Here is a 13539-nt window from a genome sequence, read left to right on the forward strand (position 1 = left end):
GGCTGCGCGTCTCACCGGCCACCGGACCCACCGGCGGGAAGACCGTGATGACGTCGAACGGCCCCGCGCCTGGCCCCGAGACGTCCCCGATGCGGTCCTCGGGCAGCAGCCGCCCCGCGTCCTCCGCCGGGCCCCGCCCGTCCGCCGCCGCGCCCGCGCGCAGCCGTTCGCCGGCGAGCGCCAGCAGGTCCCGGTCCGAGTCGACCCCGGTCACGCGCGCGCCCAGCGTCGCCGCCATCAGCAGGGAGAGCCCCGATCCGCAGCCCAGGCCGAGCAGCCTGGTGCCCTCGCGCACGTCGAGCCGCTCGTAGACCGCTTCGTACAGCGGCACCAGCATCCGTTCCTGGATCTCGGCCCAGTCCCGTGCGCGCGGACTCACGTCCGCAACGGCCGGTGCGGCGGGGGCTGTTCTCCCGGCCGTTTTCCGGTGCAGCCTGTGGTCGTCGACGAGCGTCCTTGTCATGAATAGCGCCCCAATCCGCCGAGAGGTGGGAGTGCCCCGCCGGGTCACCCTCCGTGTTCGCGCAGCCACATCCCCCGTATGCCAGGGAACTGCGCATCGGCCGCCGCGTCCAGTGGGGGGCACGTAAACTGTTCGTGTCCGCGGCGTTCGCCGCATGCGTCCGTTCCGTGCGGTGCCCGATTCCCGCTCGGCCACGCGTCCGCCGTACGATGCGCGCCATGGCAAAGGCACCCGTACTCACCCCGCGGGCGGACGACTTCCCCCGCTGGTACCAGGATCTGATCAACAAGGCCGAGCTGGCCGACAACGGCCCGGTGCGCGGCACGATGGTGATTAGGCCATACGGGTACGGGCTCTGGGAGCGGATGCAGTCCGAGATGGACTCCCGCATCAAGGAGGCGGGAGTCCAGAACGCGTACTTCCCGCTGTTCATCCCGCAGTCCTACCTGACGCGGGAGGCCGAACACGTCGAGGGCTTCGCCCCCGAACTCGCCGTCGTGACGCACGGCGGCGGCAAGGAGCTGGAGGAGCCGGTCGTCGTCCGGCCCACCTCCGAGACGATCATCAACGAGTACTTCTCCAAGTGGGTGCAGAGCTACCGCGACCTGCCCCTCCTCATCAACCAGTGGGCCAACGTGGTGCGCTGGGAGATGCGGCCCCGCGTCTTCCTGCGGACCACCGAGTTCCTCTGGCAGGAGGGCCACACCGCGCACGCCACGTACGAGGACGCCCGGGACTTCGCGGCGCACATCCACCGCGACGTGTACGGGGCGTTCATGCGCGACGTCCTCGCCATGGACTTCGTGCCCGGCCGCAAGACCCGCAGGGAGCGCTTCGCCGGCGCCGTCAACACCCTGACCCTGGAAGGGATGATGGGCGACGGCAAGGCCCTGCAGCTGGGCACGAGCCACGAACTCGGCCAGAACTTCGCCAAGGCCTTCCACACCCAGTACCTGTCCGGCTCGGGCGAGCAGGAGTACGTCTGGCAGACGTCCTGGGGCTCGTCCACCCGCATGGTGGGCGGCCTCGTCATGATGCACGGCGACGACAACGGCCTGCGGGTGCCGCCCCGCCTCGCCGCCACCCAGGTCGTCGTCCTCGCGATCAAGGGCGACGAGGCCGTCCTCGACGCGGCCAGGAAGCTCGGCGCCCGTCTGAAGGAGGCGGGCATCCGCGTCCAGATCGACGACCGCACGGACACCCCCTTCGGCCGCCGAGCCGTCGACTGGGAACTCAAGGGCGTGCCCGCGCGCGTCGAGATCGGCCCCCGCGACGTCGCCGCCGGCACGGCGATGCTGGCCCGGCGCATCCCCGGCGGCAAGGAGCCCGTCGCCCTGGACGCGCTGCCCGGCCTGCTGCCCGGCCTGCTGGAGGAGGACCAGGCGCAGCTGCTGCGCGAGTCCAGGCAGCGCCGCGAGTCGCGCACGGTGGACGTCGCCGGCGTCGAGGAGGCCGTCGAGGCCGCCGCCACCGGCTGGGGGCGCATCCCCTGGGCCGCGCTCGGCGAGGCCGGCGAGGCCAAGCTCGCCGAGCAGGGCGTGACGGTGCGCTGCCTCGTCGCCGAGGACGGCTCGGTCCCCGGGACCGACGACGAGGCCGGCGCGATCGCCGTGGTCGCCCGCGCCTACTGACGGCCGGGAGCCGGGCCCGGGCGGTACGCACCGGCGGCGGGAAGCCGCTGGTCCGGAAGGTGCGCACCGAGGACCGGAACTCACCGCTCCGGGTGGTACGTAGATCGGCTACGCGCCGTTGCGTAGGAGTCGCTACGTACCACCTTGGTGCGAGCTGTGAGAGTTATCCACAGTTCGGCGCACGTGCCCTCGTCAGCACGCATCAACCGCAACTGACGGGTACGGGCAAATTAATTGGGATGCCCCGTAATGGAACCCGGCGGCGATTCTGATCGTTGTACACGACGTGAGCACGACACCACCTGTTCTCGCCGCAGAGCTGGCGCAGGCGTGGGCCGACATTCAGCGGTACCACCCCGAGCTGCCGGATCTCGCCGCGCCAGAGTCCCTGATCGGAGAGTCCTCGTCCGCCTGCGGCGCCGAGCTCTCCTTCGAACGGCTGCTTCACGAAGCGGTCCACGGCATCGCCGCCGCACGAGGAGTGCGAGACACCTCGCGCGCCGGCCGGTACCACAACCGTAGGTTCCTCGCCATCGCCGAGGAGATGGGCCTCGACCATCCCGAGGAGCCGCACGCGAGCAGCGGCTTCTCCCTGGTCGCGCTCAGTCCCGAGGCGAAGCGGCGCTACCGCCCGACCATGGAACGGCTCCAGCGCGCCCTGAAGGCGCACACCGTCGCCACGGCCGCCGACACCAAGCGCAGCTTCCGGGGACCGGCCGCCAGGCACGGCTCCTCCGGCGGAGGCGTCCGCGTCAAGGCCGTGTGCGACTGCGGGCGCAACGTGCGCGTCGTGCCCTCCGTCCTCGCGCAGGCCCCCATCGTCTGCGGCGGCTGCGGGAAACCGTTCCGCATCCCGGACCAGGAGGCTCAGGAAGTGGTGGCGGCGGCGAGCTGACCGCCACCGCGGGGCCCCGCCACGCCCTCCGGGTCCGGCCCGGCCCTGCCGCGCGTGCCTCCGCCCCGGCCGCGCCCCGGTGCCTGCCGCGTGTGCGCCCCTCCCGGGCGCGGCCGCCGGGGCCGCCGGGCGTGCGGCCGTGCTCCGTACGTGTGGCACAATGAATGGCTGTACTCGACAGTCGAACAGGACCCCTCTCTCCTCCGGCTGACGCGTCCATCGGGCAGATCGGGTACCACAACCCCACGTGGCATCCCGTTGTGCCCCACCACGTCAAGACCAGGAGACACCACTCCCGTGGCAGTCAAGATCAAGCTGAAGCGTCTGGGCAAGATCCGTTCGCCTCACTACCGCATCGTCGTCGCCGACTCCCGTACCCGCCGTGACGGCCGGGCCATCGAGGAGATCGGCCTGTACCACCCGATCGAGAACCCCTCGCGCATCCAGGTCGACTCGGACCGCGCGCGGTACTGGCTCTCCGTGGGCGCCCAGCCCACCGAGCCGGTTCTCGCCATCCTGAAGCTGACCGGTGACTGGCAGGCGCACAAGGGCCTGCCCGCCCCCGAGCCGCTGAAGCAGCCCGAGCCGAAGGCCGACCGCAGCGGGCTCTTCGAGGCCGCCGCCAAGGAGGCCGGTGACGAGCCCAAGGGTGAGGCGATCACCCAGAAGGCGAAGAAGGCCGACAAGAAGGCCGACGACGCCGAGTCCTCGGCCGCCGCCGAGTCGACCGAGGCCTGATCATGCTCGAGGAGGCTCTCGAGCACCTCGTGAAGGGCATCGTCGACAACCCGGACGAGGTACGCGTCGCGTCGCGTGATCTGCGCCGCGGCCGCGTTCTCGAAGTCCGGGTCCACCCCGACGACCTCGGCAAGGTCATCGGCCGCAACGGCCGGACCGCACGTGCCCTGCGCACCGTCGTGGGCGCGATCGGCGGCCGCGGTATCCGCGTCGACCTCGTCGACGTGGACCAGGTCCGCTGAAGCACAGGGAACACCGGCACGGGCCGGGGAGGCATCGCCCTCCCTGGCCCGTGCCGTTTCATCAGGAGAGGCGCACGCAGTGCAGTTGGTAGTTGCCCGGGTCGGCCGCGCGCACGGCGTACGGGGCGAGGTCACCGTCGAGGTGCGGACGGACGAACCCGAGCTCAGGCTCGGCCCGGGCGCGGTGCTGGCCACCGACCCCGCGGCGGCGGGCCCCCTGACCATCGCGACGGGCCGGGTCCACAGCGGCCGGCTGCTGCTGCGCTTCGAGGGCGTCGGTGACCGCGGCGGCGCCGAGGCGCTGCGCAACGTCCTGCTGATCGCGGAGGTCGACCCCGAGGAACTGCCCGAGGACCCCGACGAGTTCTACGACCACCAGCTGATGGACCTGGACGTGGTGCTCGCGGACGGCACCGGGATCGGGCGCATCACGGAGATCTCGCACCTGCCGTCGCAGGACCTGCTCATCGTGGAACGGCCGGACGGCTCCGAGGTCATGATCCCCTTCGTCGAGGAGATCGTCACCGAGATCGACCTGGAGGAGCAGCGCGCCGTCGTCGCGCCGCCGCCGGGCCTGATCGACCCCGCGCAGGCCGAGGTCGCGTCCGCACGCGACGCGGAGGAGGACCCGGCCTCCGCCGGTGACCCGCAGGACGGGCCCGCCGGCGCCCGGGCGGAGCCGGAGCCGGACGCGGCGGGCGACGAGGCCTCCGCGACCGGACGCCGGGCGGACGGGGCGGAAGACGGCGGCGAGGAAGGCGGCTCCGGCCGCGGGGGCGGCGCCCGATGAGGCTCGACGTCGTCACGATCTTCCCCGAGTACCTCGACCCGCTGCACGTCTCCCTCGTCGGCAAGGCGAGGGCGAGCGGTCTGCTCTCCGTCCAGGTGCACGACCTGCGGCACTGGGCGTACGACCGCCACAACACCGTCGACGACACCCCCTACGGCGGCGGTCCCGGCATGGTCATGAAGACCGAGCCGTGGGGCGACGCGCTCGACGAGGTGCTGGCCGACGGGTACGAGCGCGGCGCGCACGACCCGGTGCTCGTCGTCCCGACGCCCAGCGGACGCCCCTTCACGCAGAAGCTCGCCGTCGAACTCTCCGAACGTCCCTGGCTGATCTTCACCCCGGCCCGCTACGAGGGCATCGACGGCCGCGTCACGGCCGAGTACGCCACCCGCATGCCGGTGTACGAGGTCTCCATCGGGGACTACGTCCTGGCCGGCGGCGAGGCGGCGGTGCTCGTCGTCACCGAGGCGGTCGCCCGGCTGCTGCCCGGCGTCCTCGGCAACGCCGAGTCGCATCGCGACGACTCCTTCGCCCCCGGGGCCATGGCCGACCTGCTGGAGGGGCCCGTCTACACCAAGCCGCCCGTCTGGCGCGGCAGGGAGGTGCCCGACGTGCTGCTGAGCGGGCACCACGGGAAGATCGCGCGGCGCCGCAGGGACGAGGCGCTGGAGCGGACCGCGGCCCACCGGCCCGAGCTGATCGAGCGCAGCGACCCCTCCGCGTTCGACAAGAAGGACCGCGAGACCCTCTCCATCCTCGGCTGGGCACCGGAGCCCGGCGGCCGATTTTGGCGCAGGCCGCCCGACGTGGAAGAATAGGCCGCTGCCTTACGTCCGGCGTGCGCCCCTGCCACAGGGGGAACGACGCATCGCCCGACGCGAACGGCACACCCCAACCGTCTCACGACATTCCGCTGATGACCTGTGGCATCGGCGAGGAAGCAGAACTTCATGTCCAGCCTGCTCGACACGGTCGACTCCGCGTCCCTGCGGACCGACCTCCCCGCCTTCCGGCCGGGTGACACGGTCAACGTCCACGTCCGCGTCATCGAGGGCAACCGCTCTCGTATCCAGCAGTTCAAGGGCGTCGTCATCCGCCGCCAGGGCTCGGGCGTCCGCGAGACCTTCACGGTCCGCAAGGTGTCCTTCTCGGTCGGCGTCGAGCGGACCTTCCCCGTGCACAGCCCGATCTTCGAGAAGATCGAGCTCGTCAGCCGCGGCGACGTCCGCCGCGCGAAGCTCTACTACCTGCGTGATCTGCGCGGCAAGGCCGCGAAGATCAAGGAGAAGCGCGACAACTGACGGCGGGGTCCACAGAAGGGCCCGATAAGCTCAGGGCCCGATGGACAGCGACGCGAACCACACAGAGCGCGGCCCCTCACCCTTCCCCTCGGGGGACAGGGAAGAGGGGCCGCGTTCCGTGCGTTCGGCGGTCCGGTCGGACGAAGACCCGGGCTCCGGGGGCGCGGCCCGTCGCACGAAGGTGGGGGCTCCCGCCGCCGGCGGGCGTTCGGCGGACGGGACCGCGGGGAACCCCTCGGCCGACAAGGAGGCCGCCCGAAAGGCGCGTCGGCCGGATGCCGCCTCCGAGGTGTCTCGTGGCGCCGCCCGGGACACCGGCGAGGCGGCGGCCCGGGAGGCACGTGCGGACGGCGGCCCCGAGGTACGCGCGGAGGCCGGGCCGGAGGGACGCGCGGAGGGCGGCCCGGACCTCGGCACGGAGGCCCGGGAGGCCCGCGCGGACGACGGCCCCGAGGCGGACCCTGACGGCCCCGACGCGGACCCAGACGGCTCCGAGGCGGATCCCGACGGCTCCGAGGGCGCCCGGAGAGGGCTGCTGTCGTGGCGGGGCCTGGTGGGGCTCTGCGCCGCCTGCGTCGTCTTCCTCCTCCTCTTCAGCCACTTCGTCCTGCAGCCGTTCCTCATCCCGAGCGGCTCGATGGAGCCGACCCTGCAGGTCGGGGACCGCGTCCTGGTCGACAAGTCGGCCTATCGCTTCGGCGGGACGCCCCACCGGGGCGACGTCGTCGTGTTCGACGGCACCGGCTCCTTCGTGCAGGAGCCGCCGGGCCCCGACCCGGTCGTCTCGCTCGTACGCGGCACGGCGGCGGCCCTCGGGCTCGCCGGACCGGCCGACACGGACTACGTCAAGCGCGTCGTGGGCGTCGGCGGCGACCACGTGGTGTGCTGCGGCAAGGACGGCAGGATCCAGGTGAACGGGCGCGCGGTGAGCGAACCGTACGTGCACGAGGGCGACGTCCCGTCGAGCGTCGACTTCGACCTCGTGGTGCCGCCGGGCACTCTCTTCGTCCTCGGCGACCACCGCTCCGACTCCAGCGACTCGCGCGACCACCTCGGCGACCCCGGCGGCGGCATGGTGCCCGTCGGCAAGGTCATCGGCAGGGCCCGTTGGATCGGCTGGCCCTTCGCCCGCTGGTCGACGGTACGCGGCGCCGGCACGGCCTTCGACCGCGTTCCGGCGGCGGGGGGTCCCCATGGGTAGGCGCGGCCGCCCGGCGGGCCACACCGCGCAGGCAGGACCCGCGGGCGGCGGGCAGGGGCTGCCCGGGCGCGCCGAGCGCAGAAGGCTGGCCCGCCGCGTCAAACGGCGCAGACGGCGCTCGGCGCTCACCGAGATACCCCTGCTCATCGTGGTCGCCGTCGTGATCGCGCTCGTGCTGAAGACGTTCCTCGTCCAGGCGTTCGTGATCCCGTCGGGCTCGATGGAGAACACCATCCGCATCGGCGACCGGGTGCTCGTGGACAAGCTGACCCCGTGGTTCGGGTCGGAGCCCAGCCGCGGTGACGTCGTCGTCTTCAAGGACCCCTCGGACTGGCTGTCCGGCGAGAAGCAGGCCCCCGACACGTCACCCGCCGCCGTCAAGCAGCTCAAGCGCGGACTGACGTTCATCGGACTGCTGCCGTCCGCGAACGACCGGGACCTCATCAAAAGGGTGATCGGCGTCGGCGGGGACACCGTCAAATGTTGTGACAAGAATGGCAAAGTCACCGTCAACGGAAAAGCGCTCGACGAGCCCTATCTCGCCCCCGGCAACGCGCCCTCGACGATCTCGTTCGAGGTGAAAGTACCCAAGGGACGGCTCTTTTTCCTCGGCGACCACCGGGCCCTTTCCGCGGACTCGCGCTTCCACCTGGACGAGGAATTCCAGGGCACCGTGCCGCTTTCCGACGTGGTGGGCCGGGCGGTCGTGATCGCCTGGCCCTTCGGCCACTGGCGCAAGCTGGAGGAGCCCGCGACGTTCGGATCGGTGCCGTCCCCGGGGGACTCTCACGCCGCCGCTACGTCCCGGTCGCCTACTGTGGCCCGTCGGGACCGCAACGGATTGCCCGCGCCCCCGACCCCTGCGGAACTCCCGCTCGTTATGGGAGTGGTAGTTCTGTCCCGGCCCCGGGGCGGGCGCCCGCGCGGAGAGGACGCACCGCCGCGGGATCACACGCAGTGAATTCGGACCCGACGAATTCACACCAAGTGAAGGAGTGGATGTGGGGGATGTGGCGGTCGGCGCACGGTCCGGACACGAGGGTCCCGAGGAGGGCCGCGAGCAGCTCGCCGAGTCGCCCGAAGCCGTGATCGACGGAGTGCCAGGTGGAGTGATGGACGAGCAGGACACGACAACGCACAGGGCGGGCGGCTCGCGCAGGCAGCGCGGGCCCAGGCAGCAGCGCTCGTTCTGGAAGGAACTGCCCCTGCTGATCATCATCGCTCTCGCGCTGGCGCTGGTGATCAAGACGTTCCTCGTCCAGGCGTTCTCGATCCCCTCGGACTCCATGCAGGACACCCTCCAGCGGGGTGACCGGGTGCTGGTGGACAAGCTGACCCCGTGGTTCGGCTCGGAGCCGCAGCGCGGCGAGGTCGTCGTCTTCCACGACCCCGGCGGCTGGCTCGAAGGGGAGCCGACCCCCCAGCAGAACGTGCTGCAAAAGGGCCTCAGCTTCATCGGCCTGATGCCGTCCGCGGAGGAGAAGGACCTGATCAAGCGGGTCATCGCCGTCGGCGGGGACACCGTCTCCTGCAAGAAGGGGGGCAAGGTCGTCGTCAACGGCCACGCCCTCGACGAGAAGAACTACATCTACCCCGGCAACACCCCCTGCGACGACCTGCCGTTCGGGCCCATCAAGGTGCCCCAGGGCCGCATCTGGGTCATGGGCGACCACCGCCAGGACTCCAGCGACTCCCGCTACCACCAGAACCTCCCCGGAAACGGCACGGTCTCCACAAAGGACGTCGTCGGACGGGCGTTCGTGGTGGCGTGGCCGGTCGACCGCTGGCACATCCTGGGCGTGCCCGACACCTTTGACCAGCAGGGACTCAGTGCGGCGGCGCTCACCGGCGCCCCCGCCGCGGCGGGCCTCGCGGGTGCCGTCCCCCTGGTCCTGTGGCGCCGGAAGCGGCTGACCCGCTCCGGTACCGCCGGGTAGGGTGCCTCCCGGATACCCGAGGGCCGGGACCACACTCCGAGCGGGGGCGTGCCGGGATGAGCAGGGCAGCACGGACGAACGACGGTCGCGGCCGTCTCGGCAGCAGGGTGTCGGGGCTGGTCGTGGCCCTCGGCTGCGTTCTCTTCCTCGGCGGGTTCGCGTGGGCGGCCGTCGAGTACCAGCCCTGGACCGTGCCGACCGGGTCGATGACCCCCACGATCAAGGCCGGTGACAAGGTCCTCGCCCAGCGCATATCCGGGGACGAGGTCCACCGCGGCGACGTGGTCGTCTTCAAGGACTCCGAGTGGGGCGACCTGCCCCTGGTCAAGCGGGTCGTCGGCATCGGCGGCGACACCGTCGCCTGCTGCGACAAGCAGGGCAGGATGTCCGTCGACGGCCGCCCGCTCGACGAGCCGTACACGGACAAGACGATCGGCGGGGGCCGCGCCGCCAACGCGGACTTCTCCGCCAAGGTGCCGGCGGGGGAGCTGTTCATGCTCGGGGACGAGCGCGCCACGTCGCTCGACTCCCGGGTGCACCTCCAGGACAGCGAACAGGGCTCTGTTCCGCGCACCGACGTGCGCGGGCGGGTCGACGCCGTCGCCTGGCCGCCGGCCTCCCTCATGGCGCGCCCGGGCACGTTCGCCGCGCTGCCGGGCGGGACCTCCAGCCCCGGTCCGCTGCGGCTGATGGCGGTGGCCGTGATCGCGGGAGCCGTGCTGATCTTCCTCGGGGCCGCGCTGGGGCCGCTGCTGAGCCGCGGCGGCAGGGGCAGGCCCGCGCCGGCCGGCTCGAGGGAGACCGCCGGTGCCCGCTGAGCTGCGGCGGGTGGCCCGGATGGTGCTGCTCGACCCCGACGACCGGATCCTGCTGATGCACGGGCACGAACCCGACGATCCCGCGACGACCTGGTGGTTCACCCCGGGCGGCGGCCTCGAGGGCGACGAGACCCGGGAGCAGGCCGTGCTGCGCGAGCTCGCGGAGGAGACGGGGATCACACGGGTCGATCTCGGTCCGGTCCTGTGGCGGCGGGTCTGCTCGTTCCCGTTCGACGGGCGGCGCTGGGACCAGGACGAGTGGTACTTCCTCGGCCGCACCGAGCAGACCGCGACGGCTCCCGCGGGCCTCACGGAGCTGGAGAAGCGCAGCGTGGGCGGCCTGCGCTGGTGGACCTGCGCGGAACTGGAGGCCACGCGTGAGACGGTGTACCCGACCAGGCTCGCCGGGCTGCTGCGTACGCTGCTCGACGACGGTCCCCCCGGTACGCCGCTGATGCTCGACACGGAAATCGCCTAGCGAGCGTCGGTCCCGGAGCACAATGGGGGGACGAACGGCTGAAGGGGATGCCATGAGCGCCGAGGACCTCGAGAAGTACGAGACCGAGATGGAGCTGAAGCTCTACCGGGAGTACCGAGACGTCGTCGGCCTGTTCAAATACGTGATCGAGACCGAGCGCCGGTTCTACCTCACCAATGACTACGAGATGCAGGTGCACTCGGTTCAGGGTGAGGTCTTCTTCGAGGTCACGATGGCGGATGCCTGGGTCTGGGACATGTACAGGCCGGCCAGGTTCGTCAAGCAGGTACGCGTCCTGACGTTCAAGGACGTGAACATCGAAGAGCTGAACAAGAACGACGACCTGGAGCTGCCGGCGGGCTGATCCCCCGCCCCGCTCCGGCCGGGGCGTCCCGCCCCCGTCGTCCACGCGTCCTGACCCGGCCGCGCGTCGGCCCGCGTGTCGGCCTGAGCGCGTTGTGTTCCGCGGCCGGTCCGGACCGCGATTGTCCCGCGGCCGGTCCGGACCGTGATGTGCCCCGCGGCCGGTCCGGACCGTGATGTGTCCCGCAGTCGGTCAGCGCATCGCCCGAGCGCCGGTGCCGGGCGCTCCCTGATCCGGCGGCCGCCTCCCCGCACGGCTCCTGGTTCGTCACACGGCTCCTCGCCCGTCACACGGCTCCTGGTCCGTCGCGCCGCTCCCCGCACGTCGCATCGGCCCGTGGCGCGGCTCCTCCGCGAGGCTTCGGCTGCCCTCGTCGTCAGCCGTTTTCCCTGCGCTTCCGCCGCGCTCCCCTCCCGGCTGTCACCCACCCGGGTGATGGGCTTTTCCACAATCGCGGGGTTTTCCACCGCTCCCGGATCAAGATCCACTTGAGTCCGCCGGATCCGTCACAGTCGGTGGCGGAGGTGGTGCGCGATGAACGCGACGGGGGCGTTGGGGCGGTACGGGGAAGGGCTGGCGGCACGGCTGCTGACCGCGGCGGGCATGACGCTGCTCGCACGCAACTGGAGGTGCGGCAGGACCGGCGAGATCGACATCGTGGCCATGGACGCCGACGTCCTGGTGGTCTGCGAGGTCAAGACGCGCAGGGCGGGCGGCTTCCAGCATCCGATGGCCGCGCTCACGCCGGTGAAGGCGGAGCGGCTGCGCAGGCTCGCGGACTGCTGGATCGAACGGTCCGCGGGTCCGCCGGCGGGCGGGGTGCGGATCGACCTGGTGGGGATCGTGGTGCCCGGGCGCGGGGCGCCCGAGATCGAGCACGTGCGGGGGGTGGCCTGAATGGCCTTCGCACGGACGTGCTCGGTGGCACTGGTCGGGGTCGAGGGCGTGGTGGTGGAGGTCCAGGCGGACCTGGAGCCCGGCGTCGCTGCGTTCACCCTGGTCGGGCTGCCCGACAAGAGCCTGATGGAGAGCAGGGACCGGGTGCGCGCGGCCGTGGTCAATGCGGGGGTGCCATGGCCGCAGAAGAAGCTCACCGTGAGCCTCAGCCCGGCCTTCGTCCCCAAGAGCGGCAGCGGATTCGATCTCGCCGTGGCCGCCTCGGTGCTCGGAGCCGCGGAACGCGTCGACCCGCGCTCGCTCGCGGACCTCGTGCTCATCGGCGAGCTGGGCCTCGACGGCAGGGTCAGGCCGGTGCGCGGCGTCCTGCCCGCCGTGCTCGCGGCGGCGGAAGCCGGCCACCGCCAGGTCGTCGTGCCCGAGCAGACCGCGGGCGAGGCGTCCCTCGTGCCGGGGATCTCCGTGCTCGGTGTGCGCAGCCTCGCCCAGCTGATCGCGGTGCTTGCCGACGAGCCCGTGCCGCAGGAGCCCAGGGAGGAGGCGCTGAAGCGTCCGGACCCGATGCTCGCCGGTCTCGTCGTGCCCGGCGCCGGCGTCGGCACGGGAATCGAGCATGCCGGCGAGGGTACGGGGCCCGACCTCGCGGACGTCGCGGGCCAGGCGGTGGCGCGCGCGGCGCTGGAGGTGTCCGCGGCGGGCGGCCACCACCTGCTGCTGTCCGGACCGCCGGGCGCGGGCAAGACGATGCTGGCCGAGCGGCTGCCCGGGGTCCTGCCGCCGCTGAGCGGGCCCGAGGCGCTGGAGGTGACCGCGGTCCACTCCGTCGCGGGCATCCTGCCTCCGGGCGAGCCACTGGTACGCGCCGCGCCCTACTGCGCGCCGCACCACTCGGCGACGATGCAGGCCCTCATCGGCGGCGGCAACGGCCTGCCCCGGCCGGGCGCGGTCTCGCTCGCCCACCGCGGGGTGCTCTTCCTCGACGAGGCGCCCGAGTTCTCCGGGCGGGCCCTCGACGCCCTGCGCCAGCCGCTGGAGTCGGGGCACGTCGTGGTGGCGCGCAGCGCCGGGGTGGTGCGGCTGCCGGCGCGGTTTTTGATGGTGCTGGCGGCCAACCCCTGCCCCTGCGGGAGGCACGGGGGCCCCGGCGGCGCCTGCGAGTGCCCGCCCGCGGTCGTGCGGCGCTATCAGGCACGCCTGTCCGGCCCCCTGCTGGACCGGGTGGACCTGCGTGTCGAGGTGCAGCCCGTCCGGCGCGCCGACCTGCTCGCCCATGGCGGGCGGGGCGAGCCCACGGCGGCGGTGGCCGACCGGGTGCGCGACGCCAGGGCGCGTTCCGCTGCCCGCTACGAGGGCCTGCCCTGGCGACTGAACAGCCAGGTGCCGGGGCACGAGCTGCGCACCCGCTGGCCCGTCGGCCCCGGAGCGCTCGCGCTGGCCGAACGCGACCTGGAGCGCGGCATGCTCACGGTGCGCGGACTCGACAGGGTCCTCAGGGTGGCCTGGACGGTTGCCGATCTCGCGGGCCGCGACCGGCCCGGGGAGCGGGACGTGGCACTCGCGCTCGAACTGCGCACCGGCATCCCCCGCGGTGTCCCGGCCCCGGCGGCGGCGTCGTGACGGCCGGGGCGCCCGACCAGGAGCGTCGCGCCCGCGCGGCCCTGACCAGGGTCCTCGAGCCGGGCGACGAGACCGGGGGCGGCTGGATCGCCAGGATCGGCGCCGTGCGGCTCCTGGAACTGCTCCACGCCGACGCCGCGCAGGCCGAGGCCCGGCTCGGCGGCGTC

General features: G+C 72.6%; 15 protein-coding genes and 1 pseudogene. 15 read left to right on the top strand and 1 reads right to left on the bottom strand.

Features of this window, described 5'->3' with window-relative positions:
- Positions 1–379 (bottom strand): methyltransferase domain-containing protein (locus L1885_RS12575; protein WP_372481930.1); only part of this gene is annotated, 379 nt, incomplete at its 3' end.
- Positions 380–681: 302 nt separating this feature from the next.
- Here L1885_RS12575 and proS point away from each other — a divergent pair.
- The 15 genes and pseudogenes from proS to L1885_RS12650 all read left to right on the top strand — a co-directional run bounded on the left by proS (position 682) and on the right by L1885_RS12650 (position 13372).
- Positions 682–2094, top strand: a complete 1413-nt coding sequence (gene proS, locus L1885_RS12580) for a proline--tRNA ligase (RefSeq protein ID WP_235797156.1) — start codon at positions 682–684, stop codon at positions 2092–2094.
- A 286-nt stretch (positions 2095–2380) separates the two neighbouring features.
- On the top strand, positions 2381–2989 hold the full coding sequence (locus L1885_RS12585) for a hypothetical protein (protein WP_235797157.1): 609 nt from the start codon (positions 2381–2383) through the stop codon (positions 2987–2989).
- A gap of 297 nt (positions 2990–3286) precedes the next feature.
- Entirely contained in the window at positions 3287–3727 is a 441-nt protein-coding gene (rpsP, locus tag L1885_RS12590) for a 30S ribosomal protein S16 (RefSeq protein WP_235797158.1), read from the top strand.
- A gap of 2 nt (positions 3728–3729) precedes the next feature.
- Complete coding sequence (locus tag L1885_RS12595) at positions 3730–3969, top strand: RNA-binding protein (protein ID WP_235797159.1); 240 nt, start codon at positions 3730–3732, stop codon at positions 3967–3969.
- A gap of 79 nt (positions 3970–4048) precedes the next feature.
- The gene (gene rimM / locus L1885_RS12600; RefSeq protein ID WP_235797160.1) at positions 4049–4759 is read left to right on the top strand and encodes a ribosome maturation factor RimM; all 711 of its coding nucleotides are present in this window, start codon (positions 4049–4051) and stop codon (positions 4757–4759) included.
- Positions 4756–5577: a tRNA (guanosine(37)-N1)-methyltransferase TrmD gene (gene trmD / locus L1885_RS12605; RefSeq protein WP_235797161.1), complete on the top strand. Its 822-nt coding sequence runs from the start codon at positions 4756–4758 to the stop codon at positions 5575–5577. Before rimM ends, trmD begins: the two co-directional genes overlap by 4 nt.
- A 132-nt stretch (positions 5578–5709) precedes the next feature.
- Positions 5710–6060 carry a 50S ribosomal protein L19 gene (gene rplS / locus L1885_RS12610; RefSeq protein WP_235797167.1) on the top strand — a complete coding sequence of 117 codons (351 nt, stop codon included), beginning with the start codon at positions 5710–5712 and terminating at the stop codon, positions 6058–6060.
- A 289-nt stretch (positions 6061–6349) separates the two neighbouring features.
- On the top strand, positions 6350–7261 hold the full coding sequence (lepB, locus tag L1885_RS12615) for a signal peptidase I (protein WP_235797162.1): 912 nt from the start codon (positions 6350–6352) through the stop codon (positions 7259–7261).
- Positions 7254–8348: pseudogene (gene lepB, locus L1885_RS12620) on the top strand (signal peptidase I); the annotation flags it as partial. The gene lepB (L1885_RS12615) and the pseudogene lepB (L1885_RS12620), both read left to right, overlap by 8 nt.
- On the top strand, positions 8272–9198 hold the full coding sequence (lepB, locus tag L1885_RS12625) for a signal peptidase I (RefSeq protein WP_235797163.1): 927 nt from the start codon (positions 8272–8274) through the stop codon (positions 9196–9198). The pseudogene lepB (L1885_RS12620) and the gene lepB (L1885_RS12625), both read left to right, overlap by 77 nt.
- Before the next feature lie 56 nt (positions 9199–9254).
- Positions 9255–10016 (top strand): signal peptidase I, encoded by a 762-nt coding sequence (lepB, locus tag L1885_RS12630; protein WP_235797164.1) that lies wholly within the window; start codon positions 9255–9257, stop codon positions 10014–10016.
- A complete protein-coding gene (locus L1885_RS12635) occupies positions 10006–10494 on the top strand; it encodes an NUDIX hydrolase (RefSeq protein WP_308117318.1) in 489 nt (162 codons plus the stop codon). Before lepB (L1885_RS12630) ends, L1885_RS12635 begins: the two co-directional genes overlap by 11 nt.
- 52 nt (positions 10495–10546) lie before the next feature.
- The gene (locus tag L1885_RS12640; protein ID WP_225013617.1) at positions 10547–10858 is read left to right on the top strand and encodes a DUF2469 domain-containing protein; all 312 of its coding nucleotides are present in this window, start codon (positions 10547–10549) and stop codon (positions 10856–10858) included.
- Positions 10859–11392: 534 nt separating this feature from the next.
- Complete coding sequence (locus L1885_RS12645; RefSeq protein WP_235797165.1) at positions 11393–11755, top strand: YraN family protein; 363 nt, start codon at positions 11393–11395, stop codon at positions 11753–11755.
- Positions 11756–13372: a YifB family Mg chelatase-like AAA ATPase gene (locus tag L1885_RS12650; protein ID WP_235797166.1), complete on the top strand. Its 1617-nt coding sequence runs from the start codon at positions 11756–11758 to the stop codon at positions 13370–13372.
- The last annotated feature ends 167 nt before the right edge of the window (positions 13373–13539 follow it).

This window comes from Streptomyces fuscigenes (assembly GCF_021556455.1).
GTDB classification, from domain to species: Bacteria; Actinomycetota; Actinomycetes; order Streptomycetales; family Streptomycetaceae; genus Streptomyces; species Streptomyces fuscigenes.